The 26999-nt window shown below is 71.3% G+C and carries 25 protein-coding genes and 1 tRNA gene; 16 read left to right on the top strand and 10 right to left on the bottom strand.

Going from position 1 to position 26999, the window contains the following annotated elements; translation table 11 throughout:
• Nucleotides 1-30 precede the first annotated feature (30 nt).
• Nucleotides 31-1179, top strand: coding sequence for a winged helix DNA-binding domain-containing protein (locus tag ACFRU2_RS18070; RefSeq protein WP_382972998.1), 1149 nt, complete (start codon nucleotides 31-33; stop codon nucleotides 1177-1179).
• Here the strand turns inward: ACFRU2_RS18070 and ACFRU2_RS18065 are convergent.
• Complete coding sequence (locus tag ACFRU2_RS18065) at nucleotides 1116-1649, bottom strand: polymorphic toxin type 44 domain-containing protein (RefSeq protein ID WP_382973303.1); 534 nt, start codon at nucleotides 1647-1649, stop codon at nucleotides 1116-1118. The genes ACFRU2_RS18070 and ACFRU2_RS18065 overlap by 64 nt on opposite strands.
• A gap of 440 nt (nucleotides 1650-2089) precedes the next feature.
• On the opposite strand from ACFRU2_RS18065, the gene ACFRU2_RS18060 reads away from it, so the two are divergent.
• The 3 genes from ACFRU2_RS18060 to ACFRU2_RS18050 all read left to right on the top strand — a co-directional run bounded on the left by ACFRU2_RS18060 (nucleotide 2090) and on the right by ACFRU2_RS18050 (nucleotide 5351).
• Nucleotides 2090-3103, top strand: coding sequence for a L,D-transpeptidase (locus tag ACFRU2_RS18060; RefSeq protein ID WP_382972996.1), 1014 nt, complete (start codon nucleotides 2090-2092; stop codon nucleotides 3101-3103).
• A complete protein-coding gene (locus ACFRU2_RS18055) occupies nucleotides 3076-3303 on the top strand; it encodes a hypothetical protein (RefSeq protein ID WP_382972994.1) in 228 nt (75 codons plus the stop codon). The genes ACFRU2_RS18060 and ACFRU2_RS18055 overlap by 28 nt, the downstream gene beginning before the upstream one ends.
• Nucleotides 3304-3413: 110 nt before the next feature.
• Nucleotides 3414-5351, top strand: coding sequence for an APC family permease (locus ACFRU2_RS18050; protein WP_382972992.1), 1938 nt, complete (start codon nucleotides 3414-3416; stop codon nucleotides 5349-5351).
• 5 nt (nucleotides 5352-5356) lie between these two features.
• On the opposite strand, the gene lysA is transcribed toward ACFRU2_RS18050, so the two are convergent.
• The 3 genes from lysA to ACFRU2_RS18035 all read right to left on the bottom strand — a co-directional run bounded on the left by lysA (nucleotide 5357) and on the right by ACFRU2_RS18035 (nucleotide 9127).
• Complete coding sequence (lysA, locus tag ACFRU2_RS18045) at nucleotides 5357-6691, bottom strand: diaminopimelate decarboxylase (RefSeq protein WP_382972990.1); 1335 nt, start codon at nucleotides 6689-6691, stop codon at nucleotides 5357-5359.
• A 13-nt stretch (nucleotides 6692-6704) separates the two neighbouring features.
• Nucleotides 6705-7091: an SAV_915 family protein gene (locus ACFRU2_RS18040; protein WP_382972988.1), complete on the bottom strand. Its 387-nt coding sequence runs from the start codon at nucleotides 7089-7091 to the stop codon at nucleotides 6705-6707.
• A 299-nt stretch (nucleotides 7092-7390) separates the two neighbouring features.
• On the bottom strand, nucleotides 7391-9127 hold the full coding sequence (locus ACFRU2_RS18035; RefSeq protein ID WP_382972986.1) for an amidase: 1737 nt from the start codon (nucleotides 9125-9127) through the stop codon (nucleotides 7391-7393).
• A 222-nt stretch (nucleotides 9128-9349) separates the two neighbouring features.
• On the opposite strand from ACFRU2_RS18035, the gene ACFRU2_RS18030 reads away from it, so the two are divergent.
• The 3 genes from ACFRU2_RS18030 (at nucleotide 9350) to ACFRU2_RS18020 (ending at nucleotide 12222) form a co-directional block, all read left to right on the top strand.
• The gene (locus ACFRU2_RS18030; protein WP_382972985.1) at nucleotides 9350-9895 is read left to right on the top strand and encodes a TetR/AcrR family transcriptional regulator; all 546 of its coding nucleotides are present in this window, start codon (nucleotides 9350-9352) and stop codon (nucleotides 9893-9895) included.
• A gap of 115 nt (nucleotides 9896-10010) precedes the next feature.
• Nucleotides 10011-10886 (top strand): SGNH/GDSL hydrolase family protein, encoded by an 876-nt coding sequence (locus tag ACFRU2_RS18025; protein ID WP_382972983.1) that lies wholly within the window; start codon nucleotides 10011-10013, stop codon nucleotides 10884-10886.
• A 136-nt stretch (nucleotides 10887-11022) separates the two neighbouring features.
• The gene (locus ACFRU2_RS18020; protein ID WP_382972981.1) at nucleotides 11023-12222 is read left to right on the top strand and encodes an MBL fold metallo-hydrolase; all 1200 of its coding nucleotides are present in this window, start codon (nucleotides 11023-11025) and stop codon (nucleotides 12220-12222) included.
• 102 nt (nucleotides 12223-12324) lie between these two features.
• Here ACFRU2_RS18020 and ACFRU2_RS18015 read toward each other — a convergent pair whose 3' ends face one another.
• Both ACFRU2_RS18015 and ACFRU2_RS18010 read right to left on the bottom strand, forming a co-directional pair.
• Nucleotides 12325-13467 (bottom strand): hypothetical protein, encoded by a 1143-nt coding sequence (locus ACFRU2_RS18015; RefSeq protein ID WP_382972979.1) that lies wholly within the window; start codon nucleotides 13465-13467, stop codon nucleotides 12325-12327.
• A 38-nt stretch (nucleotides 13468-13505) separates the two neighbouring features.
• Entirely contained in the window at nucleotides 13506-14582 is a 1077-nt protein-coding gene (locus ACFRU2_RS18010) for a hypothetical protein (protein ID WP_382972978.1), read from the bottom strand.
• A gap of 539 nt (nucleotides 14583-15121) precedes the next feature.
• Here ACFRU2_RS18010 and ACFRU2_RS18005 point away from each other — a divergent pair.
• The 6 genes from ACFRU2_RS18005 to ACFRU2_RS17980 all read left to right on the top strand — a co-directional run bounded on the left by ACFRU2_RS18005 (nucleotide 15122) and on the right by ACFRU2_RS17980 (nucleotide 19384).
• A complete protein-coding gene (locus ACFRU2_RS18005; protein WP_382972976.1) occupies nucleotides 15122-16813 on the top strand; it encodes a sensor histidine kinase in 1692 nt (563 codons plus the stop codon).
• 38 nt (nucleotides 16814-16851) lie between these two features.
• Nucleotides 16852-17283: a roadblock/LC7 domain-containing protein gene (locus tag ACFRU2_RS18000; protein WP_382972974.1), complete on the top strand. Its 432-nt coding sequence runs from the start codon at nucleotides 16852-16854 to the stop codon at nucleotides 17281-17283.
• A complete protein-coding gene (locus ACFRU2_RS17995; protein ID WP_266962160.1) occupies nucleotides 17280-17699 on the top strand; it encodes a DUF742 domain-containing protein in 420 nt (139 codons plus the stop codon). Before ACFRU2_RS18000 ends, ACFRU2_RS17995 begins: the two co-directional genes overlap by 4 nt.
• Entirely contained in the window at nucleotides 17677-18282 is a 606-nt protein-coding gene (locus ACFRU2_RS17990; protein WP_382972972.1) for an ATP/GTP-binding protein, read from the top strand. The genes ACFRU2_RS17995 and ACFRU2_RS17990 overlap by 23 nt, the downstream gene beginning before the upstream one ends.
• Before the next feature lie 43 nt (nucleotides 18283-18325).
• Nucleotides 18326-18877: a GAF domain-containing protein gene (locus ACFRU2_RS17985; RefSeq protein ID WP_382972970.1), complete on the top strand. Its 552-nt coding sequence runs from the start codon at nucleotides 18326-18328 to the stop codon at nucleotides 18875-18877.
• Between the two features lie 69 nt (nucleotides 18878-18946).
• Complete coding sequence (locus ACFRU2_RS17980; protein WP_382972968.1) at nucleotides 18947-19384, top strand: MmcQ/YjbR family DNA-binding protein; 438 nt, start codon at nucleotides 18947-18949, stop codon at nucleotides 19382-19384.
• Here the strand turns inward: ACFRU2_RS17980 and ACFRU2_RS17975 are convergent.
• Nucleotides 19371-20270: a transketolase family protein gene (locus ACFRU2_RS17975; RefSeq protein ID WP_382972966.1), complete on the bottom strand. Its 900-nt coding sequence runs from the start codon at nucleotides 20268-20270 to the stop codon at nucleotides 19371-19373. The two genes, ACFRU2_RS17980 and ACFRU2_RS17975, sit on opposite strands and share 14 nt — an antisense overlap.
• A gap of 16 nt (nucleotides 20271-20286) precedes the next feature.
• Nucleotides 20287-20991, bottom strand: coding sequence for a transketolase (locus ACFRU2_RS17970; protein ID WP_382972964.1), 705 nt, complete (start codon nucleotides 20989-20991; stop codon nucleotides 20287-20289).
• 168 nt (nucleotides 20992-21159) lie between these two features.
• Here ACFRU2_RS17970 and ACFRU2_RS17965 point away from each other — a divergent pair.
• Nucleotides 21160-21233 (top strand) — tRNA-Pro (locus tag ACFRU2_RS17965).
• A gap of 31 nt (nucleotides 21234-21264) precedes the next feature.
• Here the strand turns inward: ACFRU2_RS17965 and ACFRU2_RS17960 are convergent.
• The gene (locus tag ACFRU2_RS17960) at nucleotides 21265-21645 is read right to left on the bottom strand and encodes a tyrosine-type recombinase/integrase (RefSeq protein WP_382973300.1); all 381 of its coding nucleotides are present in this window, start codon (nucleotides 21643-21645) and stop codon (nucleotides 21265-21267) included.
• A 395-nt stretch (nucleotides 21646-22040) separates the two neighbouring features.
• A complete protein-coding gene (locus tag ACFRU2_RS17955; protein WP_382972962.1) occupies nucleotides 22041-22412 on the bottom strand; it encodes a hypothetical protein in 372 nt (123 codons plus the stop codon).
• Nucleotides 22413-23062: 650 nt separating this feature from the next.
• Between ACFRU2_RS17955 and ACFRU2_RS17950 the strand changes: the two genes are divergently transcribed.
• Together ACFRU2_RS17950 and ACFRU2_RS17945 are read left to right on the top strand one after the other, a co-directional pair.
• On the top strand, nucleotides 23063-23941 hold the full coding sequence (locus tag ACFRU2_RS17950) for a hypothetical protein (RefSeq protein WP_382972960.1): 879 nt from the start codon (nucleotides 23063-23065) through the stop codon (nucleotides 23939-23941).
• Nucleotides 23938-26988, top strand: coding sequence for a caspase family protein (locus tag ACFRU2_RS17945; RefSeq protein ID WP_382972958.1), 3051 nt, complete (start codon nucleotides 23938-23940; stop codon nucleotides 26986-26988). Before ACFRU2_RS17950 ends, ACFRU2_RS17945 begins: the two co-directional genes overlap by 4 nt.
• Nucleotides 26989-26999 lie beyond the last annotated feature (11 nt).

The following is a 26999-nucleotide window of genomic DNA, read 5'->3' as shown; positions in this document are numbered from 1 at the left end:
CGTTCCGACAGGGGACGGGACGGTCGTGGCATGAAGGTCAGCGCAAGGGAGCTCAACCGCTCCACCCTCGCACGGCAGTTGCTGCTGCGGCGCGAGGCGATGGGCGTCGGTGACGCGGTCCGCCGGGTGGTCGCCCTGCAGGCGCAGCACGCCGCCTCGCCCTACCTCGCGCTGTGGAACCGACTCGCCGGTTTCGACCCGGCCGACCTCGACGCCGCCTTCACGGGGCGCGAGGTCGTCAAGTCGACGCTGATGCGGCTGACCCTGCACGCCGTGCACGCGGAGGACTACCCGCCCTTCCGGGAGGCCGTCCAGCCGTCCGTACGGGCCGCCCGGCTCGGGACCCGTTTCACGGACTCGGGGCTCACGCCCGAGGACGCCGACGCGCTCGTCCCGCAGCTGCTGGACTTCGCCGACCGGCCCCGTACGACGGCCGAGTGCGAGGCCTGGCTCGGACAGCGGCTGGGGGCGGCGCCGCAGCCCGGAGCGTGGTGGGGGCTGCGCCAGTACGCGCCGCTGCTGCACGCACCCACCGCCGCGCCGTGGTCGTTCGGGGAACGTCCGTCGTACGTCGCGCCCCCGAGCCGGCCGCGCACGGTACCGGCGGACCCGGAGGCGTCCGAGGAGTCCTTGCGGGCGCTGGTCCTGCGCTATCTGGAGGGGTTCGGGCCGGCGTCGGTGGCGGACGTGGCGCAGTTCTCCCTGGTCCAGCGGGCCAGGATCCGCCAGGCGCTGCGCGCTCTGGAGCTCTCCGGAAGGCTCGACCGGCTGACGGGTCCGGACGGCGAGGAGCTGTTCGACGTCCCGGGCGCACCGCGCCCGGAGGAGGACACGCCCGCGCCGCCCCGGCTGATGGCCATGTGGGACAGCGTGCTGCTGGCCTACGCCGACCGGAGCCGCGTCGTCCCGCCGGAGTACCGCAAGCTCGTCGCACGGATGAACGGCGACACCCTGGCGACCCTGCTGGTCGACGGCCGCGTCGCCGGGGTGTGGCGCCCGGCCGCCACCGGCATCGAGGCGACCGCCTTCCACCCCCTGCCGGAGGAGGTCTGGGAAGACCTCGCCGGCGAGGCCCGGGCGCTGACGGCATTCCTGGCCGACCGCGAACCGGAGGTCTACCGGCGGTACGCCCACTGGTGGACCAAACTCCCGAGCGCCGAGACCCGGCTGCTCGCCTGAACCGCGGGGCCGGGACCGGAGGGGGGTCCCGGTCCCGCCGTCGACCCCGCGGTAGCCGTTGGGGACCTGCGTGCTTGCTCCGTCTTGTCCATCGCGTCGTTGATTCCCTGGCGGAGCTGATCTTCGGTCATGGTGTCGCCGTACTTGTCGTACGGCTCGATGCCGATGCGCATCGTGATCTGGTCACCCTGGTCATCGTCCCCGGTGATGAGTGATTCCCCGAGGGAGGCGCCCTTGATCAGGGTGTCCGCATCAAAGCCGGCCGCACGGCCGACGTAGCCGTAGTGGACATTGGAATAGATGTCGTAGAAGACTTCGCGTTCCGCTTCGTCTCTTCGAAGATCCGGCTCTCGGCATCCTTGAACTGAAGCCGCCGATGGTGCCGTCGAGGATGTTCCCGTCCATGACCACGGCTTCGAGGGCCTGCTTGACGGCCTCGTCGAACTCGTCCACGGCCCGCACCGCCGCAGCGACGTGCGCGGTCCAGGACCCCGCGCCCATTCGACCTTCTTCTTCAGCTCGGTGAAGCCGGCGTGAGCATCCGTCAGGAGTTTGGCAGTCGCCGCCTTCGCTTCCGTCTGGGCGGACCTGTACTCACGCCGGGCAAGGACGCTTTCTCGGTGCCGAGACGCCCCGGGAGCAGCCCGGAGGCCGTCTCCCAGCCCTCAAAGGTCCACGTCCGCCGGCGACCTGGCCGTTCGCCGACACAGAGACGTTCGGCAGCCCGCCCCCATAAAGGTGCGCACCCCCGTCGTCGACGTGACCCGCCTGCCCGCGCCGTGAGTCCGCGACGGGGCGGGCCTGCGGTTTGTCACACAACGGTCATCAGCAGATAAGAACCGGCTGTCCGCAGGCAGCCGTCCTCACAGCTGTACCTGTACCAGCCCCTTCCAGAGAAGAGCCGTCCACCATGATGCGTGTTCGCCCCCAGACGACCCCGGCAGCTTCCGCCCGCGGTCGTGGCCGCCCCGCGGCCCCGCTGTTCGCCGTCGTCACCGGGCTGTTGCTCCTCACGGCCTGCGGCTCCGGCGGGGACGCGGGTCGGGCGGACGACGCGAAGGTGTCCGCCGACGTGGCGGGTGTGCACGCCGAGGCGTCGAAGGAGGCTGTTCCGCCGAAGGTGACCACCGGAGCCGTACTGGACTTCGACCTGATTCCGGGGGCGGGGAAGACGGTGGGCACCGGTCAGCCGGTGTCCCTGGAGTTCGAGAAGCCGGTCAAGGACAAGGCCGCGGTGGAGAAGGCGTTGACGGTCACCGCGTCCACCCCGACCGAGGGTTCCTGGGGCTGGGTGACCACGCCTTCGGGCCGCGACCGCCTGGACTGGCGTCCCAGGGACCCCTGGAAGCCCGGTACGGACGTCACGGTCAAGGGCACGCTCACCACGGTCGACCCCGGCGGCGCGCACTTCGACAGGGACCTGGACCGCACGTTCAAGATCGGCCGAGACCAGCAGCTGACCGCCGACCTCGACACCCACCGGCTCATCGTGGAGCGTGACGGCAAGGTGGTGAAGTCCATTCCGATGTCCGGCGGGCAGCCCGTCAAGGGGCGCCAGTCCCGGCTGGGCACGTACGCCCTCAAGACCCGGGAACCCAAGGTGCACATGACCTCCGCGTCCGTGGGCGGGCCGGTGGACTACGACGTGGTGGTCAACTGGGGCATGCGGGTGTCCGACACCGGCGCCTACCTCCACGAGGGGGTTCCGGAGGCGCAGAAGTACGTCGGCAACACCAACCACAGCGCCGGATGCATCGGCATGACCCCGGCCGATGCGAAGTGGGTCTTCGACAACACCATCCTCGGCGACCTGCTCACGATCAAGGGCCGGGAAGCCATCAAGAACGCAGACGGCCCCGGCAACGGATACGCCGACTGGAGCATCGGCTACGACGAATGGAAGAAGCTGAGCAAGGCCTCCTGACCCACCGCCCACAGGACCCGCTCTCCTCACGTCAGGCCGAGACCGACTCCGGCGCCGGGCGCGCCTCCGCGCCCGGCGAGGGCGCCACCACCGTCGGCGCCGCGATCTGCCGACTGCGCTGCCGCCTCGACGCGTCGCAGGCCGAACGGGCGGTCGCCGCGGGAGTGCGTCCGCTGCTCCATCGGAAGGGGGCGCGTTAAGGACGCGTCAGGATTGGCTCAACTCCGGGCATAAGTGATCAGGCTGCGTACGCTTGCTCAGCCGTCGGCGTCGATGGCTGATTGTTGCCGTACGACAGGAGCCCCTCACGATGGCCACCCCTGCCCGCACGTCACGCCTGCGGGCGTGGATGCTGGAAGGCTTGACCGCACAGGACAGTTCGCCCGCCGCCAAGGAAGCGGCGGCCCAGCCGCACGGCCGGCCGTGGTGGCGGGTCATGTGCCTGACGGGTCTCGACTACTTCTCCACCCTCGGCTACCAACCCGGCATCGCGGCGCTCGCGGCCGGTCTGCTGTCCCCGCTGGCGACGATCGTGCTGGTGATCCTGACCCTCTTCGGCGCGCTGCCCGTGTACCGGCGGGTGGCCGAGGAGAGCCCGCACGGCGAGGGCTCCATCGCCATGCTGGAGCGACTGCTGACGTTCTGGAAGGGCAAGCTGTTCGTCCTGACCCTGCTCGGGTTCGCGGCGACCGACTTCCTCATCACCATCACGCTCTCGGCGGCCGACGCCACCGCGCACCTGGTGGAGAACCCGCACCTCACCAGCACGCTCCACGGCCACGAAGTGCTGATCACCCTGATCATGATCGCGCTGCTGGGAGCCGTGTTCCTCAAGGGGTTCAGTGAGGCCATCGGCGTGGCGGTGGTCCTGGTGGTCACCTATCTGGGCCTGAACGTCGTCGTGGTGGCCGTCGGCCTGTGGAACGTCGTCACCGAGCCGCACGTCGTCACCGACTGGACGACCGCGCTGACCACCGAGCACGGCAACCCGTTCATGATGATCGCCATCGCGCTCATCGTGTTCCCGAAGCTCGCGCTCGGCCTGTCCGGATTCGAGACCGGTGTGGCGGTCATGCCGCACGTCAAGGGCGATCCCGAGGACACGGAGGCCGAGCCGGCCGGCCGGATCCGCGGGGCCAAGAAGCTGCTGACGACCGCGGCCATCATCATGAGCGTCTTCCTGATCTGCTCCAGCTTCATCACCACCCTGCTGATCCCGGCCGACGAGTTCAAGCCGGGCGGCGAGGCCAACGGACGGGCGCTGGCCTACCTCGCGCACGAGCACCTGGGATCGGCCTTCGGCACGGTCTACGACATCTCCACGATCCTGATCCTGTGGTTCGCGGGCTCCTCCGCGATGGCCGGCCTGCTCAACCTGATGCCGCGCTACCTGCCCCGCTACGGCATGGCACCGCAGTGGGCCCGGGCCCTGCGCCCGATGGTCATCGTCTTCACCCTCGTCGCGTTCCTGGTGACCTGGATCTTCGATGCCGACGTGGACGCCCAGGGCGGTGCGTACGCCACCGGTGTGCTCGTCCTGATCACTTCGGCCGCCGTCGCCGTGACCATCGCCGCCCGCCGGGCGGGAGAGCGGGGCTGGACCATCGGCTTCGGCGTCATCTCGGCGGTCTTCATCTACACCACCGCCGTGAACGTCGTCGAGCGGCCCGACGGCGTGAAGATCGGTGCCTGCTTCATCGGCGGCATCATGGCGCTCTCGCTGCTGTCCCGCCTGGCCCGGGTCTTCGAGCTGCGCGTGACCCACGTCGAATTGGACGACATGGCGCAGCGGTTCATCCGCGATACGTCCAACCGCACGATCCGGTTCATCGCCAACGAGCCCGACAACCGCGACAAGGCCGAGTACCGCGAGAAGGTCGAGCAGATCCGCGCGGACAACGACATCCCGTCCGGCGACGACGTGATGTTCGTCGAAGTCACCGTCCTGGACGCCTCCGAGTTCGAATCCGGCATGCGGGTGCGCGGAGAGGTGCTCCACGACCGGTACCGGGTCCTGACCTTGGAGAGCTCCAGCATCCCCAACGCCCTGGCCGCCTTCCTCCTCCACGTACGGGACGAGACGGGCCAGCGTCCGCACATCTACTTCGAGTGGACCGAGGGCAACCCGATGGCCAACTTCCTGCGCTTCTTCCTCTTCGGCCAGGGCGAAGTCGCCCCCGTCACCCGGGAGGTCATCCGCGAGGCCGAACCCGACCGGACCCGCCGCCCGCACGTCCACGCCGGCTGACCCGTTCACGTAGAGACGTCACGGCTTCGGAAGTCGTCCAGCGTCTCGCGCCGGACCAGCAGTCGGGCCGTGCCCTCGTGGACCGCGATGACCGGGGGGCGGCCGACCATGTTGTACCCGGAGGCCATGGAGAGCTGGTACGCGCCCGCCACCGGGACGGCGAGCAGGTCGCCGGGGTGGATGTCGCCCGGCAGTTCGGCATCGGCGGCGAGGATGTCGCCCGCCTCGCAGTGGCGGCCGACGACCGTGACGGTACGGGATCCGGCCGCGGAGCGGCGCCCCACCAGCCGGGGCGCGTACCGCACCCCGTAGAGGGCGGGCCGCGGGTTGTCGCTCATGCCGCCGTCCACGGCGACGAAGAGCTTCGCGCCGGTGTGCTTGACGGCGAGCACCCGGTACAAGGCGACCCCGGCCGGCCCGGCGATGGCCCGGCCGGGCTCGATGACGAGCCGGGGGACGCTCATCCCTGCGGTGGCGCAGCCGACAGCGAGCTCGGTACGCAGCATGCGCGCCAGCGCGGCGAGGTCGAGGGCGGGCTCGCCCGGCCGGTAGGCGATGCCGTGGCCGCCGCCCATGTCCAGCTCGGGCAGGACGACGCCGTGGGACGCGCGGATGTCGGCCATCAGCTGCACCATGCGGCGCACCGCCACCAGGTAGGCGTCGACGGTGGTGATCTGGGAGCCGATGTGGCAGTGCAGGCCGGTCAGTTCGAGTTGGGGCTGGCCCAGGATCTTGGCGACGGCGTGCTGGGCGTCCCCGTCGGTGAGGGACAGGCCGAACTTCTGGCCGTCGGTGCCGGTGCGGATCTTGTCGTGGCCCCCGGCCGCGACGCCCGGCACCACCCGCACCATGACCCTCTGATGCCCCCCGGGGCCCACGCCGGCCGCGATCCGGGCGATCTCGGACGCGCTGTCGATGACGATCCGCCCCACGCCGAGCCGTAGCGCCGCCTCCAGATCGCGGGGCGACTTGGCATTGCCGTGCAGCACGATGCGCTCGGGCGGGAATCCCGCGGTGACGGCGAGTTCCAGCTCTCCGGCGGAGCAGACGTCCAGGCCGAGGCCCTCCTCCCGGACCCAGCGCACCATCGCGCGGGAGAGGAACGCCTTGGCCGCGTAGAGGACTTCGGCGCCCGGGAAGACGTCCCGGTAGGCGCGGCAGCGTTGCCGGACCTCGCCCTCGTCCAGTACGTAGGCCGGGGTGTCGAACCGCTCGGCGATCTCGGTCAGTGCCACCCCGCCGACGGCCAGGCCTCCGTGCGGGAGCGGAGTGGTGGAGGCGGGCCATATGGACAGGTCATCGGCGCCGTCCCTGGCTTCCCGGAGCGTGGTGACGGTCATGGCGTGACCCACTTCAGGCTGTCCGGATGGTGGGCTCGCCCGCCTGCGGAACGGGGGCAGGGGGAGGGGCAGGGGCTGTGACCGGGTCGGTCGCCCTTGCCGCAGCGACCGCGGGTGCGGTGAGGGTCGGGTCGACGGTCAGCAGCGCGGCTCCGAGCGGTTCGGCCAGCGAGCGGAGCGCGGCCTCGGAGAGCCGGATCCAGGACTGCCCGGCGCCGAGGGTGGCGGCCAGCCGCTCCGCAGTGGTGAAGCCGACGGCGGTACGCGCCCCCAGCGGGGTGCGGAACAGGCGCACCACCACCGGCTCGGTACCGGGCCGGGCCGGTACGTACAAGGTCGGCAGCACGGCCGGGACCCGTTCTTCAGGCTCCGGGTCGTCTTCGTACTGGAACAAACACATGGGGCCCTCCCAGGGGAACCACGAGTGGCAGGTGAGGCCCCGGATGCGGGGAGGCGGTCCGGGGCACGGCATCGAAGCTATCCCCGCGTCCCGGCACCTGTGGTCACCCCCTGACGGGATCTTGACGGCGACCGGCCGAGTCCATACGGATCACTGACGGCGGGCGGCCGGGCGCCGTCAGACTCGTCGGGCTCGCAAAGCGGGGCCCTTCCCTCTGAAGGGAAGGGCCCCACCACGGGTCCACGGGCTGCACGCCTCCGCGACCGGCTCGGGCGATCCGGACGGAGGGCTCCGTCAGATCACTCCGCCGACAGGCGCGGCGTACGGGGCGGCAGCGTGCGCCGGGTGCCGGTCTGCTCGAAGGCCGCTGCGAGGGTCAGCAGGGCGTTGTCGTCGTAGGCGCGGCCCGCGAACGTCAGTCCGACGGGCATGCCGGTGTCCGCCATGGCGCCCATCGGCACGGTCACGGTCGGGATGCCGAGGTGACGGGGAACCAGGTTGCCGTTCGCGACCCAGACGCCGTTGCGCCAGCCGAGGTCGGCGGACGCCTCGGACACGTCCATGTCGGCAGGGCCGACGTCGGCGACCGCGGGGAACACCACGGCATCCAGGCCCAGTCCGTCCATCCACAGCTCCAGGTCGACCCGGCGCGTCTCCTCAAGGCCGCGCAGCCCCTGCTCCAGGTGCGGCATGTCGGCGAGGGAGGCGTACGGGCGCTCGCGCACGAAGCGCGGGTAGTCGCCGATCGTGTCGTCGAAGCCGTCGTAGCGGTCGGGCAGTTCGCCCTGGGACTTGGGCCAGATGCGGGAGCTGTCGACCTCGGCCAGGCTGGGGAGCTCCGGGTCGCCGTTGGCGCGCAGGAAGTCGTCCCACGCCCAGGCGGACAGGTCTTCGATCTCGAAGGTGAGGTAGTCGCGGCCGACCAGTCCGCGGGTGAACAGCGAGGGCGCACCGGGGCGGTCGGACTCGTAGTTGGTCACGACGGGGAAGTCGACCTCGACCACCTCGGCGCCGGCGGCCTCCAGATCGCGGCGTGCGGCCTCCCACAGGGCGATGACCGAGGGGCGCGTCTCGATGCGCTGCCCGGTCTGGCCGCCGATGCCGCCGTCGGGGTTGGTTCCGGCGTCGGGGTCGGCGTTGATGTACATGCGGGGCACGCCGACGCGCTTGCCGGTGAGTGCGCCGGAGGCGGCCTCGGCGTCGGCGGGAGCGAGGGCCGGGTAGGAGGCGGGGCGTACCTGCGACGCCGGGGGCAGCGCCACCCACGGCTGTGCGCGCCACAGGTCGCCGCGCGTGTGCCGGTCGTCGGCCACGATGACGTCGAGGAGTTCGAGCAGGTCGGCCATGGTGCGGGTGTGCGGGACGACGACGTCCATGGTCGGTACGAGCGGCCAGTTGCCGCGGACCGAGATCACGCCGCGGCTGGGCGTGTAGGCGCACAGGGCGTTGTTCGAAGCGGGGGCGCGGCCCGAGGACCAGGTCTCCTCGCCGAGGCCGAACGCGCCGAAGGACGCCGCCGTCGCGGTGCCGGAGCCGTTGGAGGAGCCGGAGCCGTAGGCGCTGGTGAGCCAGTCGGCGCTGTACGGGCTTTCGGCGCGCCCGTACACACCGCGCTGCATGCCGCCGTTCGCCATCGGCGGCATGTTGGTCAGGCCGATGAGGACGGCGCCGCCCGCGCGCAGCTGCTCGATCGCGAAGGCGTCGCGCTGCGCGACGAGGTGCTCGAAGGCGGGGGATCCGGAAGCTGCGGTCAGTCCCTCGGCGAGGTAGCTGTCCTTCGCGGTGTACGGGATGCCGTCCAGCGGGCCGAGCGTTTCGCCCCGCGCACGGCGTGCGTCCGAAGCCTCCGCATCCGCCCGGGCGTCCGGGTTCATCACGACCATGGCGTTGAGAGCCGTGGCCGTGCCGGGCCGGTCGTAGGCGTCGATCCGCGCGAGGTAGGCGTCGAGCAGTGCGACCGAGGTGGTCTCGCCCTTCTCCAGCGCCGCGCGCAGGTCGGCGATACAGGTCTCCACGACATCGAATCCGCGCGTCATGAGGTGTCTCCCGGGTGGTGGGCCGTACAGGCGGGCCGCCTGCCGTCGGGGTGCGCGCACGAACGGCTGTCACACCCGATCAGCCTGACTAGATTTTCAGTCTAGACTAGAAATCTAGATTCTTAGACTAGGAATCTAGATTCCCGAGCCGAGGTGCGTGGATTCATGCCGACGTCAGACAGGAAGCGTCAGCCCAGTGGGGACGAGGCGCGGGGACGGGCGATGAGGGCCGCCATCAGCGTCATCGCCGAGAAGGGGACGGCGGCCCTGCGGATGTCGGACATCGCCGAGCGGGCCGGCATGAGCACCGGGCACATCCTCTACCACTTCGGCAAGAAGGACCGGCTCCTGCTCGAAGTCCTCGCGTGGAGCCAAGCCGACCTCTGGACCCGGCTCCGGCAGGCCACCGACCAGGCCGCTTCCCCTGCCGAGAAGCTGGACCTGTTCGTCCGCTTCTACCTGCCCAGCCACCAGGGCGACGAGCGCTACGCGCTGTGGACGCAGGTACTGGCCCAGCGCCACGACGAAGCGGGCCGCCACACCCTCACCACACTGCTGGACGGCTGGGACGAGCGCCTGGAGGCCATCCTTCGCGAGGGCCGGGACCTGGGGCACTTCGCCGACGTCGACCTCACCGAGTTCACCATCCGGGCGGTGGCCATGCTGAGCGGGATCTCCGAGGACGTGATGTTCGGACGCTCCCGCTGGCAGCACACCTCCGCACACGCGTTCGCCCTGGCCGCCCTCGAACGCGAACTGCGCAGGTGAGGCGGGTCGCTGCGAGGGGTCCCGGTCCCGTCTGCGTGGTCCGTCCGCGGTATTCCCCGACCGCGGGGTGGTGAAGATCACGGTCCGTGAGGCCCTGGCTACGGTCGCGTAGGTCATGATCCGCGGTGAAGTATGGGCTCCCGTGGCAGCGACGACGACATCCAAGACCAAGACCATTGGCTCGTACGCGGCGCTCGGGGACAGCTTCACCGAGGGCGTGGGGGACCCGGGACCGGGGGACACCTTCCTCGGCTGGGCGGACCGGCTGGCCGTCCTCCTGGCCGACCGGCGGGAGGAGCAGCACGAGCACGCGGGTGACTCCGGCGAGTCCGCCGGTCCGGGGGGTTCCGGGAGTTCCGGAGGGTTCCGCTACGCGAACCTGGCCGTACGGGGCCGGCTGCTCGACCAGATCGTGGCCGAGCAGGTTCCCCGGGCCAAGGAGCTCGCGCCGGACCTGGTGACCTTCTGCGCGGGCGGCAACGACATCATCCGGCCCGGCAGCGACCCGGACGACGTGGCCGCACGGTACGAGGCGGCCGTGCGCGACCTCACCGGATCCGTCGGCCTCGTCGTGATCACCACCGGCTTCGACACGCGCGACGTGCCCGTCCTCAAGCACATGCGGGGCAAGATCGCGACGTTCAGCGCGCACGTCCGGTCGATCGCCGACCGGTACGAGTGCCCCGTGCTCGACCTCTGGTCGCTGAAATCCGTACAGGACCGGCGGGCCTGGGACGACGACCGGCTCCACCTCTCGCCCGAAGGGCACACCAGGGTCGCCCTGCGCGCCGCCCAGGTGCTCGGCCTCGACACGCCGGCCGATCCCGACCAGCCCTGGCCGCCGATGCGGCCGCGCGGGTCGGTGGACACCACCCGCGACAACATCCACTGGGCGCGCGAGCACCTCGTACCGTGGATCGGCCGCCGGCTGCGCGGCGAGTCCTCCGGGGACCACGTGGAGGCGAAGCGGCCGGACCTGCTGCCGCTGTAGAGGTGGTGCGGGGGCGGGCGGGAGCGAGGTCGGGGCGCGTTCGCAGGCGCGTAGCGGAATCCTTGGGGGGTATCACGCGTTGGGATGGTGGTAACCATCAGAACGCCCTGCCCGCACCCCCCACACTGGAGGCGCCTTGACCGGCTCCCGACCCTTGCGTCCACGGCTGCGCGCGCTGCGGCCCGAAGCCTTCGGCGCGGACCCGTCCGGTGCCCGGCTGGAGCGGATCCGGCGTTCGCCGAACTTCGCCGACGGAGTGTTCCAGAACCCGGCCGGAACCCGGACCAGACCCTCCGGGTCGATGGCGGAGTTCGCCAAGATCTACTTCCACAAGGAGCAGCGGCTCCGGCGTAGCCCCGGCGCCCCCATCCCGGTCTACCCGACGACCCTCGCGGAGCTGTCGAAGCCCCCGGTCAGCGGCCTGCGACTGACCTGGATGGGGCACTCCAGCGTGCTCGCCGAGATCGACGGGCGCCGGGTCCTCTTCGACCCGGTCTGGGGCGAGCGGTGCTCCCCCTTCCCCTTCGCCGGGCCCAAGCGCCTGCACCCGGTACCCGTACCGCTGGCCTCGCTGGGCGAGGTGGACGTGGTGGTGATCTCGCACGACCACTACGACCACCTCGACCTGCCGACGATCAAGGCCCTGGCCGGCACGGACACGGTCTTCGCCGTCCCGCTGGGCGTCGGCGCGCACCTGGAGCGCTGGGGAGTCCCGGCCGACCGGCTGCGCGAGCTCGACTGGAACGAGACCACCAAGGTCGCCGGACTCTCGCTCACCGCCACCCCGGCCCAGCACTTCTGCGGCCGCGGCCTGCGCAACCAGCAGTTCACCCTGTGGGCCTCCTGGGTGGTCAAGGGCGACGAGCACCGGATCTACCACAGCGGGGACACCGGCTACTTCCCCGGTTTCAAGGAGATCGGCGCGGAGCACGGGCCCTTCGACGCGACGATGATCCAGATCGGTGCGTACTCGGAGTTCTGGACCGACATCCACATGACGCCCGAGGAGGGCATCCGCGCCCACCTCGACCTCCAGGGCGGCGCCGTGCGCGGCACGATGCTGCCGATCCACTGGGGCACCTTCAACCTGGCCCCGCACCCGTGGGACGAGCCGGGCGAGGGCACGGTGACCGCCGCCGAAAGGGCCGGCGCGGCGATCGCCCTGCCGGTGCCGGGGCAGCCGTTCGAACCGGGTGCGGCCGACGCGCCGAGCGCGCCGTGGTGGCGGCCCTTCGTGGCCGCGGGCTCGCCCCCGCCGGTCCCGGCGGTCCGGCCCGCCGTGACCGGGAGGCCGGCAGCCGTGACGCACGAGGAGCCGGAGGCGGTGGGGTCCTAGGCCCGTAGGCCCGTGGGCCCGGAACGTGAGCGGGGCGGGACCTCCCTGGTCGGGAGGTGCCGCTCCGCGGTGTTGTGAGGGGCGCCGTCGGGGCCGGGGGAGTTACTGCTGGTGGCCGCGGTTCATGGTCAGGCAGAGCGCCCAGACGTCCGTGTAGGTGTCCGGGGAGGGCGATCCCCCGGCGTGGATGTTGGCCGTCCAGGACGCGGCCGTGGTGGATCCGTTGCCGACCGGGTTGCCGTCGGAGTCGCTGGGGAAGCTTCCGTTGAGGTGGGTGCCGCCCGAGCCGGCCTTGGTGAAGCCCTTCGTGGTCACATCGCCTCCGCTGGCGGCGGCACCGCCGCTGATCAGGAGGCTCTTGCCGTCCTGTTCTCCGTGACGGCCACGCCCGCGCCGGTCCTGTCCGTCGCCGTCGGCGCAGCCGACGGTCGCCGTCTGGCCGGTACCGGGTCCCGTCGGGCCGGTCACCTCGCGGAAGTGGACCTTCGTGGTCATGCCGCTGACGTTGACGCGGTCCCCGGTGCAGATCGCGTAGGCGAAGGTCGTGTTGCCGTTGTTGCCGTGTCCGCCGCCGATCCCCCCGACCGCGGTCCAGGAGTCGGGGTTGACCTCACCCTCGGCAGCAGGCTTGCGGCCGAAGTCGTGCGCGGCGTCGTTGAAGGTGGGGAAGCTGCCGATCGGCTTGAGGCTGCCGACGCCGGCGGGAGTGTTGCGCACACCGCCGCCGAGCAGCATCGTGCCGGCGGGACAGGTCGCCACGACCACCTCGGACGATTGCGGGGCGGTGGGCCCCGCCTTCTGGTTCATGACGACCTGGGTGTGCCTGATCCGCGGGGTGGAGAGACAGACCGCGTACGCAGTGGTGGAGAAGGCGGGACTGGCGTTGCCCCCGCTGCCGCCGAACGCGAGCCAGTGCCTGACGTCGGTGCCGACCACCCCGGGCGCTTCGGTGTACTCGGTGAGGCCGTCGGGGCTGGGAGCCATGCCCAGCACGTGGTTGCCGTTGCGGGTGCTCTCGGTGCCGATCGTCTGGTTGACCCCGCCGCCGGAGACGAGTCCGTCGGCGCAGTCGGCGCGGGACGAGACACCGGTGAAGGTGGTCTCGGGGCCCATGGTGGCTTCGGGGACCGTCACGGTGACGCCCGCGACGTCGGCGTAGGCGATCTCCGGGACCGCCAGGGCGATCAGGGCGCCGGGGACCAGCGCCTTCGCCAGGAGGGAACGGCGCAGGGACTTCTCGTTCATCGGTTCTCCGTCTTTCTGGTGGTGGTGGCGCCGGTTGCTCAGACGCCGTCGTCGGCGCAGAGCGCCCAGACGTCGGTCTTGCTGTTCGGTGAGGACGCGCCACCGGTGTGGGTGAAGGCCGTCCAGGACGCCGCAGTGGTGGCCCCGTCGCTCACGGGGTTGGCGCTCGAGTCGCTGGGGTAGCTGCCGTTGAGGTGGTCGCCGCCCGAGGCCGGTCCGGTGAAGTTGGTGGTGGTGACGTTGCCCCCGCTCATGGCGGCGCCCCCGCTGACCAGCTTCCCGTCCCCGCCGCCGCAGGTGACCGTGGCCTTCAGGCCCGTGCTGCCGGCGGTCGGTCCGCTCACCTCGCTGAAGCGGACCTTCACGGTGACCCCGCTGACGTTGATGCCGTTCCCGCTGCAGATCGCGTAGGCGAAGGTCTGGTTGGCGGCGTTGTTGTTGTTGTCCCACCCGACGGCGGACCACGAGTCCGGGTTGGTCTCCCCGTCGGCCGCGGCCTTCGCGCCGTAGCCGTGGGCGGAGTTGTTGAAGGTGGGGAAGCTCGCGATCGGCTTGAAGGAGCCGGTGTTGCCGGGGGTCGTACGGGCCCCGCCGCCGAGCAGGCGGGTGTTGGCCGGGCAGGTCGCCGTGACGAGGCCCACCGTCGAGCCCGTGGTGGGCGCGCTCACCTTGTTCATGACGACCTGGGTGTGGTTGATCAGGTTGCTGGTGAAGCACATCGCGTACGGGGTGCTGGAGAAGCCGGAGTTCACCTGGCCCCCGCTTCCGCCGATGCCGAGCCAGTGCGTCACGTCGGTTCCGACGACCCCGGTGGAGCCGAGGTACTCGGCGCTGCCGTTGGAGCTGGGCGAAGTGCCGTTGACGTGGTTGCCGTTCACCGCCCCGGTGCCGAGGGCCTGGTTGATCCCGCCGCCGGAGATCAGGCCGCTCGAACAGTCGGCGTGGGTGGATATCTCGGAGCTGGAGGCGGAGGGGCCGCTGGTGGCCCCGGGGGTCTTCACGGTCACGCCCACGGTGTTGGCGTAGGCGGACCCCGGTACGGCCAGGGCCAGTACGGCGCCCAGGAGCAGCGCCCTGCCCGCGGCGAAGCGGCGGCGCGGAAGTCCTGCGGTCATGTGGATCTCCCCATGGGATAGGCGATGGGCGGGGCCGGTGCGCACGGGCGTCGTCGGTGCGGAGCTGTCACGGCATCACCACGGCTGTCTGCCTCGCGGATGTACGCCGCTCAGGGGCAGACCAGGGGTACGGACCGGCCATTTCGCCGCTCTGGCGTGAGCGGCGCATGCGGACTCTAGCAGTCCTTTGAGGCTGCATCTACATAGGAGAATTTCGGATTCAGGCCGCAGATGCCGAAGTTGAGTAAGTGACCGCCGGGTAGTCGGGTGGCCGGGTCGCAGTCGGTGGGGCGGGAGAGGGGCGAGGTGCGGGCGGGGGTGCCGGGGGGACGGCGCGTGCCCGCCGTGAGCCGGGGAGTGCGCGCTCCCGGCGCATTCGGGCTGTCGTGCGAGCGCTCCATCGGGAGCGGGAAGCACCCGGGCGAAGTTCCCCAACTGGCCGTCCTGGGGCCGAGCGTGCGGTCTAGCGTGGGTATCCGGTGATCAACACCGGACCCCGGGAAGCCCCGGGGGCCGGGCCCCACCTACCGAGGACGCCGATGTCCGGACTCCGCGCCGCCCGCCACTCCCCGTCGAGACATGCCGTCACCGGTCCCGCTCGGCAGATACGGCCCCAGTTGATCCGCGCCGCCCTGCTGCCCACGCTCGCCGCCGGGCTCAGCGGCGCCGCCGCGGTGATCTTCGCGCTCCAGCTCGGCGGCGGCGCGGGCGCCCGCGACCCCCGGCTGTGGCCGGTGCTCAGCGGCTGCGCCCTGCTCTTCGCGGGCGCGCTCGCGGCCGCCCTGCTCGGGGCCCAGCGCGCGGCCAAGACCGTGCGCGACCGCTGCGAGGCACTGCGCCGCTCCAGCGTCCGCGGACGCCAGGAGCTGCACACGGCAGCCGACCGGCTGGAGCGCGGGGAGCTGCCCGCCCGCCCGGTGCGCGCCGGGCCGGCCGCGCCGTCCTTCGGGCCCGAGACGGCGGGAGTCGACGAGTTCTGGCTGCTCGCCCAGGAACTGCGCGGTGCCCGCGAACAGGCCCACGCGACCCTGGTCCGCCTCGGCGGCCCCGTCGCGCCCTCCGACAGCGACCGCAAGGTCGAGGTCTTCGTCAACCTCGCGCGCCGCCTCCAGTCCCTCGTGCACCGCGAGATCTCGCTGCTGGACGACCTCGAGGACACGGTCGAGGACCCGGACCTGCTCAAGGAGCTCTTCCACGTCGACCACCTCGCCACCCGGATCCGGCGCCACGCGGAGAACCTCGCGGTGCTCGGCGGAGCGGCCTCGCGCCGCCAGTGGACCCGGCCCGTCGACCTGAGCGAGGTGCTGCGCTCCTCGGTCGCGGAGGTCGAGCAGTACACCCGGGTCAAGGTGGTGCCCCCAGCGGGTGGTTCCGTACGCGGCCACGCCGTCGCCGACGTCGTGCACCTGCTGGCCGAACTCGTCGAGAACGCCACCGTGTTCTCGGCTCCCGACACCGATGTCGTGGTGCGCGCGGAGCGGGTCACGGCCGGGATCGCGGTCGAGGTGGAGGACCGGGGCCTCGGCATGCCGCCCGAGGAGGCGCACCGGATGAACGCCCTGCTCGGCGACCCCGACCAGATCAGCGTCCGGCACCTGCTGGCCGACGGGCGGATCGGCCTGTTCGTCGTCTCGGCGCTGGCCCGCAGGCACGGGATCGCCGTCGAGCTCAAGTCGAACATCTACGGCGGCGTGCTCGCCGTACTGGTCCTGCCCCAGGAGCTGTTGGGGGCCGAGGCGCCGAGCGCGGCCGATGCCCTGGGCGGCTCCCGGGCCACCTCCTGGGGGACCGGCGAGGGGACGGGCGCGGGGGCGGGCGCGTCACGGCTGGAGCCTGTACGGGTGCCGCTGCCCGGGCCGGAGCCCTCAGGAGCCCCGCCGGTGGTGGCGTCCGCGGTCACGGTCGCGGCCCCTGCTGTCGCGGCCCCTGCTGTCGCTGCACCGGCCGTCGCGATGCCGGCCGTCGCGATGCCGGCCGTCGCCTCGCCGGTGAAGACCGTGGCGGCGCCGGTCGCGCCGCCGCTCTCCGCCGTACCGGCCGCCCGGGACGGTGGAGAGCGGCCGCCGCTGCCCCGCCGGCGGGCCCAGGAGCACCTCGCGCCCCAGCTGCGCGAGGCCCCCGTGCCCAGTCCCGGCGGCGCCGCGGGCGCGGAGCGGCCCGTGCACGACCCCGGCCTGATGGCCGCCTTCCAACGGGGCTTCGGCCTCGCACAGTCGGAGCACCAGACGTGACCCCGGCCTCTCACCCGACAGCGAAGGAGCGCACCCCCATGGGCGGCGAAGTGGCGACCACGACCAGTCGGCTCTCGGACCTCGACTGGCTGCTCAGCGGCCTGGTCCAGCGCGTGCCGTACACGCGCAGCGCGGTCCTGCTGACCGCCGACGGGCTCGTCACCTGCGTGCACGGGCTCGACGCCGACAGCGCCGACCACCTGGCGGCCCTCGCCTCCGGGCTGTACGCGCTGGGCCGCAGCGCCGGGTCCCGGTTCGCGGAGGGCGCCGAGGTGCGGCAGGTGGTGGTCGAGCTCGACAGCGCCCTGGTCTTCGTCTCGGCGGCCGGATCCGGCACCTGCCTGGCCGTACTCGCCGACCGGGAGGCCGACGCGGGCGTACTCGGCTACGAGATGGCCATGCTGGTCAAGAGCGTCCGCCCGTACCTGGCGGCCCCGCCGAGGCGGCCCGCCGCCGGCGTGGAGCGATGAGGGCCCGTGCGAGGGGGGCAACGGCACCGGGGGGACCGCGCGATGCGCCGTGGCTGGACGATTCGGCGGGCCGGGTCATCCGCCCGTACACCGCGAGCGGCGGGCGGACCCGGCCGTCCGTCGCCCTCGACCTGCTGTCGCTGGTGACGGCCACCGGAGTGCGCCCGCGCGCGCCGCTCGGCGCCGAGCACGCCCTCGCGCTCCGGCTGTGCGCCGGCTCGGCCGGGGTCACCGTCGCCGAGGTGGCGGGACACCTGAGGCTGCCGGCGGTGGTGGTCAAGGTCGTCCTCGGCGATCTGATGGAGCACGGGGCCGTGACGGTGCGCGCGCCGTGCTTCCCCACCGGCGGCTCCTTCGCCGACGACGACCAGTCCCTGCTCCGGGCGGTGCTCGATGGCCTGCGCAAACGGCTCTGAGCCGGCCGCCCGTGGATCCTCCGCGACCTTGAAGGTCCTGGTCGCGGGCGGGTTCGGGGCGGGCAAGACCACCTTCGTGGGCGCGGTGAGCGAGATCGAGCCGCTGAGCACGGAGGAGCTGCTGAGCGGGCTGAGCGAGGCCGCCGACCCGCTCGACGGGGTCGAGGCGAAGACGACCACGACCGTGGCGCTGGACTTCGGCCGGATCACCCTGGACGAGCGGCACGTGCTCTACCTCTTCGGCACCCCCGGCCAGCAGCGCTTCTGGTTCCTCTGGGAGGAGCTGTGCGCGGGCGCGCTGGGGGCGGTGGTGCTCGCCGACACGCGCCGCCTCGCCGACTGCTTCCCCGCCGTGGACTTCTTCGAGCGGCGGGGGATCGGGTTCGTCGTCGCCGTCAACGAGTTCGCCGGCGGGCACCGCTACGCCCCCGACGAGGTCCGGGACGCCATGGGGCTCGGCCCGGAGGTGCCCGTCGTGCGCTGCGACGCACGCCTGCCGAGCTCCGGAACGGGGGTGCTGGCATCCCTGGTCCACCACTTGCTCGATCCGAACTACTCCATCCGAAGTTCATACCGTCCATGAGGTCCGCGCGGCGCGCGGAGTGACGTGATGTGGGGGAGACACCATGACGTACTACGAATCGACCGGACACCTGCTGCTCACACCGGTGGACCGGGAGGCGCCCGCACGCGTGCTGCGGCTGCGTGAACTGGGCCTGGGGGAGCGGGTGGACGGGGAGCTGGACGCGTTCGCGCGGCGGGTCGCGGACGAGCTCGGGGCGCCGTACGCCGGTGTCAACTTCATCAGCGAGGAACGGCAGTTCTTCGCCGGTCTGCACCACGCGCCCGACGCGCCGGCGAGCGGCTATCCGGCGCGGGCGCTCCCGCGGGACCACGGGTACTGCCCCCACGTGGTGGTCCGGCGGCGCGCGCTGGTGCTGGAGGACGTACGGGACTTCGCGCGCTTCGCGGGCAACGCCGTCGTGGACGAGAGCGGGGTGCGGTCCTACGCGGGCGCGCCGCTGACCGACCGGCGCGGGATCGTCCTGGGGACGGTGTGCGCGGTGGACGTGGTGCCGAGGCGGTGGGGGCTGGCGGGGCTCGCGACGGTGAAGGCGCTGGCGGCGGAGCTGGTGGAGCTGGTGCACGACCGGGAGGACCTCGCGGCCCGGGGGTGAATGTCAGTGCCCGGGTCTACGGTCGGAGACGGAGGACGGCACCGGAACGGACCGGAGAGGAGTCGGGGGATGGCCATGAGGGCGGAGGACGTCCGGGAGATCGCGCTGTCGCTCCCGGGCAGCAGCGAGAAGCTGGCCTGGGGCATGCCCACCTTCAGGGTGGGCGGAGCCGACGGGAAGGACGGGGAGGCGGGGAAGGGCGGCAAGGGCGCCAAGAGCGGGAAGATCTTTGCCGCGCTCGCCGACGACGACACCTCGATCGGGGTGAAGTGTCCCCGGGAGGACCGCGAGGAGCTGATCGCGGCGGAGCCGGAGAAGTTCTTCATACGGCCCGGCCACGACGACAACTACGCGTGGCTCCGGGTCCGGCTGGCGGCGGTGGAGGACGCGGCGGAGCTGCGCTCGATCCTGACCGACTCCTGGCGCCAGGCCGCCCCCAAGCGCCTGGCGGCGGCCCATCCGGAACTGGACCGCCCCGGGCCGAAGGGGCCCGTCACCGCCGGGTGAAGGCCGCGATCCGCGCGCGCAGCGCGGCCGGGTCCAGTCCGTGGGCCGCCGTGTGCTCGTCGATCGTGCCGTAGCGGCGCAGCTCGGCCCGGCCGACCCCGAGGCCCAGCACCCGGTGCGGGACCGCTTCGAGTGCCTGGTTCGCGGCGGCCGTGGAGGTCCCGGCGAGGTAGGGCTCGACCAGCACCACGTCGGCCGGGCCGTGCCCGACGGCGGCACGCAGCGCCGCGTCGTCGAAGGGCCGTACGGTCGGCGCGTACAGCACGCTCACGTCCGTGCCCTCGGTCGCGGCGAGGACGTTGTCGAGCAGGGGCCCGACGGCGACGACGACGCCCGCACGGCCCTCCCGTACGGTCTGGAATCCCAGGCCGGCCACGGGGCGGGCCGCCGTGTTCGACTGCGCGGAGAGCCGGACGTAGACCTTGTCGTCCCCGGCGGCGTAGGCGTGGCGCAGCAGCGCCTCGGCCTCGTCCGGGTGGCCCGGGACGTGCACGGTCCAGCCGTCCAGGGTGTCCAGCAGGGCCACGTCGCCCGGCGCCATGTGGGTGAAGCCGCCGGCCGGCCAGTCGTAGCTCGCGCTCGCGCTGACGAGTACCCCGCCCGTTCCCTGGTGCCCGAAGTCGAGCTTGACCTGCTCGAAGGGCCGCTCCACGAGGAAGCTGGCGAAGGTGTGCACCACCGGACGCAGCCCCGTGAGGGCCAGACCGCCGCCCACGGCGACCAGCAGCTGCTCGCGGATGCCCATGTTGATCACCCGGTCGGGATGGCGGTCCTGGGCGGGCCGGAAGCCGTCCATGGTGATCTCGGCCAGCACGACGGCCAGCCGGGGATCCTCGTCGAGTGCACGCGATGTGACCGAGATGAACCGTTCGCGCATGGTGTCCATGTCTCCCCCTCGGAGTTCAGTGCTTCTTCTCGACCCGGGCGACCACGGCGTGCGGTCGGCCCGGATGAGGTGCGGTGTACGCCCTGTGCAGCGCCGCGTGGTCCCGGCCGTCCACGGTGACCGCCGACCAGCCGGCGGCCTCGAAACGGGAGGCGATGCCGCCCCGCCAGCCGTGGGTCGCGGAGTCGTTGTCGATCACGATCGTGTGCAGCCGCTCCAGACCGGCCGAGCCGGCGTACGCGATCGCCTCGTGGTTGCTTCCCTCGTCCAGCTCGGCGTCCCCGATCAGCACCCACACGGCCGGGTCGGTGAGGCCTTGGGCCCGCAGTCCGAGGGCGCTCCCGACGGCGAGCGGCAGCCCGTGCCCGAGTGAACCGCTGCCGATCTCCACTCCGGGGATCAAGGTGCGGTCCGGGTGGTGCCCGAGGGGCGAGTCGTACGCACCGAACCCGCTGAGCCAGTCGACCGGGAAGAACCCCTTGGCGGCGAGGACGGCGTAGTACGCCATCGGCCCGTGCCCCTTCGACAGCAGGAACCGGTCCCGCCCCGGATCCCCGGCGCTGCCGGGCCCGACCCGCAGGACCCGGTCGTAGAGCACCCACAGCGCGTCGAGCGTGGAGGTGGCGGCGGGGCCGTGCTTCTCGGCCCCGGTCATGAGGGCCATGAGCTCGCCCAGGTCTTCGTGGCGGAACCCGGCATCCGCGGCTGCTGTCCGTGTCATGCACCGATCGTGCAACCTCAAGCCCGCTTGAGGTCAACCACGCCCTCGAACCGGTCCCTTCCGCCCTTCGCCCCGCCACGGAGAAGAAAGGTGCGCGCGAGCACCTCCGGAAGTGCGGTATCGTTCTCCTGCGCGTTCAACCAGGGGAAACCCCAGGTCAACGGGCATCGGGACGTGGCGCAGCTTGGTAGCGCACTTGACTGGGGGTCAAGGGGTCGCAGGTTCAAATCCTGTCGTCCCGACTCTGCTTTTCGCAGGTCGGAGGCCGTTCTCTCATCCATGAGAGGGCGGCCTTTCGTGTGTTCGGGGCCAATGTGGTCGCAATGTGGTCGCAAGTCCAGCCCGTGGCCGGTTGGCCGTGGCGCTGAAGGCAGGCGGCGCGGGGAGCGGAGCTGGCCGAGGGCCTCGCGGATCTGGCGGATGTGGTCGCAGCCACGCCGGGCGCCGCAGTTCGGGGCTCCTCTTCTGGGCTCGGGTGAAGGTGCGGTCGATGGTGTCGACGGTTTCTCGGACTGCCTGCCGGGTGAGGTGGCTGTAGATGTTCGCGGTGGTCGACACGGTGGAGTGCCACCGCGTTTTTGAGACCACGGTGAGTGGCACGCCGGCGGTGATGGTGATCGTGGCGGCCAGGTGGCGCAGGTCGTGGACGGTGATCCGCGGGACGCCGGCCGTGGGGGAGCGGGGTCCTTCGCCGTTGCGGTGCGGCCGGTGACCACGATGTGCCCCGCACCCAGGTCGTGGAGTCAGCGGGCGGTCGCGGCGCCGAACCCTGAGGTCCCGCCCGTGGCGAGGTAGCCGCCGCCGGGGGTCGATGAGGGGCTGGGACGGCGTCGGTCCGGGCCTCGCCGTGAGGTCGACGACGAGCTTGCCGGTGTGGGCGGACCGCTAGGGCAGGGCGAACGCCTCCTCCACCTTCCCCGGCGGAAACACCTGGTGGGGCAGGGAGGGGACGGCCTTGTCGGCTGCGAGCCCCGCGACCTGGGCCAACACTTCCCAGGCTGTGCCGGGGCGGCGTTCGATGAGCTGGGCGAGGTCGACGGAGCAGTAGGTCAGGGTGTTGAGGAACGGGCCCTGCCGCAGGTGTCCGTCCGCGTACAGGTCTCGCGCCTGTCGTGAGCCACTACCAGCGGATCGGTCATCGAAGCAGCGATACCGGTCACCAATCCTCGGCCGGTGTCGTGCAGTCGGTCGGCCAGCCTCACCGCCCACGGCTCATCTTGAAGATCACGCTTGATGGCACGCTCCAGAACGTCGTGGGCGCGGGCCCATCGAGCCGTGACAGGCGAGGACTGGCTGTCCTGTTCGGCAGGGGAGAGGTTCATGAGGGCTGTGAGCCATTTCTCGCACAATCGGTCGAACCTGTACTGGTAGTCGTAGCGGGCCTGGCCCGACGAGGGGTTCTCCAGCTTCTGTGCCTCCAAGGTTTCTCGCAGATCTCTTTCCGACAGTGAAGCTCCAGGTGCCGTGCTCGCTGTCGGTAACGGCATCGTGCGCCGAGGCATCTGCGAGCTGCCTGCGAAGGGCGGCATGACGCGAGAAGGGCAGGACTCCTGTCATTGCGTCAGATGTGGCTGTACAAGATGCGGAATCCCCGGCTGACGCTGATTCGCCGACGTCCGACTTTCCGGAACTCAAAACCTTCCAGTTTCACAACGCAGGACACTCCGGGCGCGGCACCGCCCTTGCCGGTCGTTCGTCATTGTGAATGACAGTCAGCTGCTGGCTGGGTCGGGCTCGTTTGATTCACGACCATGTATCCGATCGGGACCTTCGGCTGCGGGTGGTCTGCGCAGAGTATGCGTACTCCCGCGCCAGCCTGCGGCCGTGCGATCGATGCAGGTCGGCGGCAGCCGTTTCGGTTGTCGCCACGAGCCTACTTACGCAGAACGGCCAGGGCAGGGCGTCCAGCCGCTAGTGTGGGTGTGCGCAAGCGGCAGTGGAAATGCTCGAACTGGACACAGTCTGCCTGCCTGTTCGATGGAGATTCATAGCGGCGTGTTTGGTGGCGGCTTGACGCCACGTACAGGGTGGTTGCCTCCCGGTGATCCCGGGAGCGTCTGCAGGGAGACGTATGTCGCGCGTTGTGATGTGCCATGGCATCGGGTACCAGTACAAGCACCGCGAGACATCGCTCACGGACTGGTACGGGGCGCTGCGCACCGGCATGACGGATGCCGCCCTCCAGGTGCCGTCGCCGGACGAGGTCTCGGCGGTGTTCTACGGCAATTGCTACCGCAGTCTGGGTACCAAGGGATCCGACAGCGAAGATGAGTTCGAAGGCATCCCCCGACTGAGGTTCGGTGATGTCAGTGATCCGCTGGACAGTGCCTTGCTGGAGGCGTTCGCGGCGGGTGTCGAAGCCCCTGCGGCCGGTGGCAAGGGCGTGACACAGGCCGTGCTGCGCCGGATCGAGTCGTCCGAGGCCCTCGGTCGGCCGCCGGCCCGGTTCGCGATCTGGCTGGTACAGCAGGTGCGCCGCTATCTGGACTCCAACGACAGCGTCCGGGCCTGCGCGCAGCAGCGATTCGAGCGGGTGGTGACGCCGGAGACCAGGGTGATCGTTGCGCACTCGCTGGGCTCCGTCGTCGCCTACGAGGCGCTCTGCAGGGACCATTCGGACTGGAAGGTGGACACCCTGGTCACGCTGGGCTCCCCCCTCGGCCTCGGACTGATCCAGGAACGCCTGGTGCCGGGGCCGCTGTCGGACGGCGGCAGGCGTCACCCCCGAGTGAATCGCTGGATCAACATCGCTGCCGGTGACGATCCGATCGCCCTGATGAAGGAACTGGGCCCTGCCTTCGGGGAACTCGTCGACGACCGGCCCGTCCGCAATACCGCATGGTTCCACCCTGGGCGGTACATGCTCGGCGGGCACTCGCTGCTGCGCTACCTCACCACCGCCGAGCTGGCCGAGGCTGTCGGGGACGCCCTGCTCGTTGGGGAGCGGTGACCGCGGCGGGCATCCGTGCCGGCTCGGTCGGCAGTGCCGCGCGCGTCGCACTCGTCATGGGCACGAGCAACTTCGGGGAGGGCTTCGAGCCGCTGCAGCGGGTACCCGACGAGCTGCGGATGGTCAAGGCGGTGTTGGCCGAATCGGCCGGCTGCACGATCCACCGTGACTCCGGACTGGACCCGACCGTGCAGCAGTTGCGAAGCAGCCTCGAACGGGCCCTCCACGGTGACGACGGCGTGCCGCCCGACCTGCTGATCTTCTACTACTCGGGGCACGGGAGGGAGTTCGGCGACGGCGACTTCCTTCTAGCCGCCCGCGACAGCGAGAAGGAGGAAGTCAGCACCCAACTGAGGGCCGACGAACTGTTCGCGCTGCTCACCGCGGACGGCCGGCCGCTCCCGCGTGAGGTGGTGATGCTCGTGGACACCTGCCACGCCGGACTTGCGGTGACACGGTTCGGCCAGGAGCTGGCCCTCAAGCGTGCTATCGGCAGCCCGCTTCCCGTGTTCACCGCGTTCGGCGCCGTCGACCGGCTCCACCAGGCGCACCAGCTCCACTTCACTGATTCCTTCGCCGCTGCCTTGCGAACCGTTCCGGGCAGTGAGCGGGAGGAGTTCCTCCGGATGGAGGTGCTCCACGAGGCGCTGGTCGGCCGGATGAAACACCTAGCCGGTGACCAGGGGGTGCCCCCGGAGCCCGAGTTCCTCCCGCCGGGCGGGGCCACCCGGGCCTTCTACAACCCGTGGTACCTGTCCGGGAAGGTCCGCAGGCCCAAGGAGGCTAATGAGGTGAGCGGGTGGGCGTTCTGCGGCCGAGGCAGGGCGGTCGACGCGATCCTCGCCCACCTGAACAGCGGCGACGCCGCAGGTGCTCTCGCCGTGACCGGAGACTCGGGCTCCGGGAAATCCGTGTTGCTGGACTGGGTCCATACGGGATCCTCGGGGAAGCCGCTGCGGGCCGGGCCCAGGGCGCCGGCACCGGTTCCGCTCGAATGTCTCGACCTGTTACTGGACGTTCGGGGCATGCCGCTGGCTCTTGTCGTGAAACTGATCGCATCCCACTACAAGCTGGGAACCGAGTGGCACGACGCAGCGGGACTGCTCGATCGGCTTGCGGCCGGAACCGGAACGCTCACCATGTGCTTCGACTCCATCGATGCCTGCGTCGATCCGTACGGTCTCTACACGGACCTGCTGGCCCCGCTCGCCGCGCTCGACCGGACCAGGGTCATTCTGGCCGGCCACGGGGTACCAGACGGGTTCACCGGCTCCCTGATCGACCTCGACAGCACCGAGTTTTCCGATCCCGCGGGTATCGCAGAGTTCGTCGGCCACGTCCTGCGCCACCGGATGGGCACCACCTGGGCCGAGACGGACCCGCAGTGGGTGACCGACATCGCGGGTGCGGCGGCCGAGGCAGCGGGCGGCTCCTGGCTCCGGGCCTACCTGTTCGCCGTGTCGCTGAGTGCCGAGGACCCGGGCAGCGCGCGGGTCCGGGCGGAGCGGACCACCGCGGAGCTCTTCCTGGAACAGCTGAGGGCGTTGGACGAGGACGATCCGGAGTGGGCCGCGCAGCTCCTGCTCCCGGTGGCGCTCGCCCAGGGCGAGGGCCTGCCGGCGGACGGGCAGGTCTGGGCGGCCGTGGCGGAGCGGACCAGCGGGCGCAAGGTCGGGGCGGCCGAGCTGGAACGGGTACAGCTGATGGCAACGGATTTCCTCGCTGCTCCGGAAGGCGGCTTGCATAGAAATGGTTGGCGGTTCGAACGGTCCCCGAACGCGGAGGCCTTGGTCCACATGGCAGGACGGGAGACCGCCCACACTGCCTTCGTGCAGGCGATGACCCACAGGCTGCCGCTGCGCCCGTCGGGCGCGCGGGACTGGACCGCGGCCGACCGCTACACCCGGGAGCACTTTGTCCATCACGCGGAGCAGGCTGGTGTACTGCTGGACTACCTGAGGGAGCCGGAGTTCCTGTTGATGATGAACTCCGATGCGCTGCAGCGAGTCCTGACGGTCCTCCAGGACGATCCGCGCGGCGAGGTCGCGCGCGTGAGGTCGCTGTGCAAGCATCTGGCCAGGACGAACCGGACGGACGGGCAGACGCTGTCCAGGTTGGCGCTGTTGGCCCAGGTGTACAGACTGCCCGTACTCGCCCGACGCGCCGGCGAGTCCGCGGTGGGCTGGCGACCCCACCTGGTGCATACGGCTCCGGTCACGAGTGTTCACTGTCTCCCGGACGGCGGCGACCTCGTCCTCGACGAGGAGGGACGGTTCCTCCTGCGTCGCGGCTCGGAGGACGTCGGCGTCTGGGAGACCCTCGCGTCGGCCAAGCGCACAGCGCCGGTGAGCGCTGCCTCCGTCATCGATGCCAACGGATCGGCGATGTTCGCCGGGCAGGTCGACGGCCGGGCCTGGGCGGAGCGGCTGTCCGACGGTGAGGCGTTCGCCGTGCCCAACCTCGCGCTCGACTGCAGGTTGGTGACCTGCGTCCAGTCGGAGACGAGGAACCTGCTCATCGCGGGCACTGACGGATGGCACTGGCGGACCCCCGAGAGCACCGGCCGACTGGTTCCCCGAGGCCGCCTCCGGATCGGGGGCGCCGCGACCGCCGTGTACCAGGGGATTCCGATGGTGGCCACCCGCTCGGCCAGGGACGTCACCGTATGGCGAGCGGACGGCCAGCTGGTGGGCAGTTTCGAGCCGGCGCAGCACCTGGCTCTAGCCGCCATCGCCGCCGACTGCGACGGCGTGTACACGGGGGCGGGCGATGGAACCGTCTGGCTGACGTCCTGGAACCTCGATCCGGTTGGGCAGGTGACCGCTCACGCGAGTCAGGTGGTCGAGATCCGTGTGCGCGCCACCGCCGACGGCCGGGCATTGGTCAGCGCCGGGCAGCGCGGTGACATCAGGCTGACCCCGCTTCCCTTGGGCTCGGGTACCTCCGTCCACTTCGAACTTGGCATCGACGTCAGCTCGGTGGACGTCGATACCTGTGGCGATCTGGTGGTCGGCACCAGTGCCGGAGTGGTCCGAGTCGCCCATTGAACAGCAACAGA

The sequence above is a fragment of the Streptomyces sp. NPDC056883 genome, assembly GCF_042788835.1.
In the GTDB taxonomy this organism is placed as follows: Bacteria; Actinomycetota; Actinomycetes; order Streptomycetales; family Streptomycetaceae; genus Streptomyces; species Streptomyces stoeckheimensis.
Note: the sequence above shows the minus strand (reverse complement) of the source record. Positions and strands in the feature narration are given on the sequence as shown.

Coding starts and splice junctions, on each gene's coding strand:
- ACFRU2_RS18070 (WP_382972998.1), top strand. CDS start 31: ATGAAGGTCAGCGCAAGGGAGCTCAACCGCTCCACCCTCGCACGGCAG.
- ACFRU2_RS18060 (WP_382972996.1), top strand. CDS start 2,090: ATGATGCGTGTTCGCCCCCAGACGACCCCGGCAGCTTCCGCCCGCGGT.
- ACFRU2_RS18055 (WP_382972994.1), top strand. CDS start 3,076: ATGGAAGAAGCTGAGCAAGGCCTCCTGACCCACCGCCCACAGGACCCG.
- ACFRU2_RS18050 (WP_382972992.1), top strand. CDS start 3,414: ATGGCCACCCCTGCCCGCACGTCACGCCTGCGGGCGTGGATGCTGGAA.
- lysA (WP_382972990.1), bottom strand. CDS start 6,691: ATGACCGTCACCACGCTCCGGGAAGCCAGGGACGGCGCCGATGACCTG.
- ACFRU2_RS18040 (WP_382972988.1), bottom strand. CDS start 7,091: ATGTGTTTGTTCCAGTACGAAGACGACCCGGAGCCTGAAGAACGGGTC.
- ACFRU2_RS18035 (WP_382972986.1), bottom strand. CDS start 9,127: ATGACGCGCGGATTCGATGTCGTGGAGACCTGTATCGCCGACCTGCGC.
- ACFRU2_RS18030 (WP_382972985.1), top strand. CDS start 9,350: ATGAGGGCCGCCATCAGCGTCATCGCCGAGAAGGGGACGGCGGCCCTG.
- ACFRU2_RS18025 (WP_382972983.1), top strand. CDS start 10,011: ATGATCCGCGGTGAAGTATGGGCTCCCGTGGCAGCGACGACGACATCC.
- ACFRU2_RS18015 (WP_382972979.1), bottom strand. CDS start 13,467: ATGAACGAGAAGTCCCTGCGCCGTTCCCTCCTGGCGAAGGCGCTGGTC.
- ACFRU2_RS18010 (WP_382972978.1), bottom strand. CDS start 14,582: ATGACCGCAGGACTTCCGCGCCGCCGCTTCGCCGCGGGCAGGGCGCTG.
- ACFRU2_RS18005 (WP_382972976.1), top strand. CDS start 15,122: ATGTCCGGACTCCGCGCCGCCCGCCACTCCCCGTCGAGACATGCCGTC.
- ACFRU2_RS18000 (WP_382972974.1), top strand. CDS start 16,852: ATGGGCGGCGAAGTGGCGACCACGACCAGTCGGCTCTCGGACCTCGAC.
- ACFRU2_RS17995 (WP_266962160.1), top strand. CDS start 17,280: ATGAGGGCCCGTGCGAGGGGGGCAACGGCACCGGGGGGACCGCGCGAT.
- ACFRU2_RS17990 (WP_382972972.1), top strand. CDS start 17,677: ATGGCCTGCGCAAACGGCTCTGAGCCGGCCGCCCGTGGATCCTCCGCG.
- ACFRU2_RS17985 (WP_382972970.1), top strand. CDS start 18,326: ATGACGTACTACGAATCGACCGGACACCTGCTGCTCACACCGGTGGAC.
- ACFRU2_RS17980 (WP_382972968.1), top strand. CDS start 18,947: ATGGCCATGAGGGCGGAGGACGTCCGGGAGATCGCGCTGTCGCTCCCG.
- ACFRU2_RS17975 (WP_382972966.1), bottom strand. CDS start 20,270: ATGGACACCATGCGCGAACGGTTCATCTCGGTCACATCGCGTGCACTC.
- ACFRU2_RS17970 (WP_382972964.1), bottom strand. CDS start 20,991: ATGACACGGACAGCAGCCGCGGATGCCGGGTTCCGCCACGAAGACCTG.
- ACFRU2_RS17950 (WP_382972960.1), top strand. CDS start 23,063: ATGTCGCGCGTTGTGATGTGCCATGGCATCGGGTACCAGTACAAGCAC.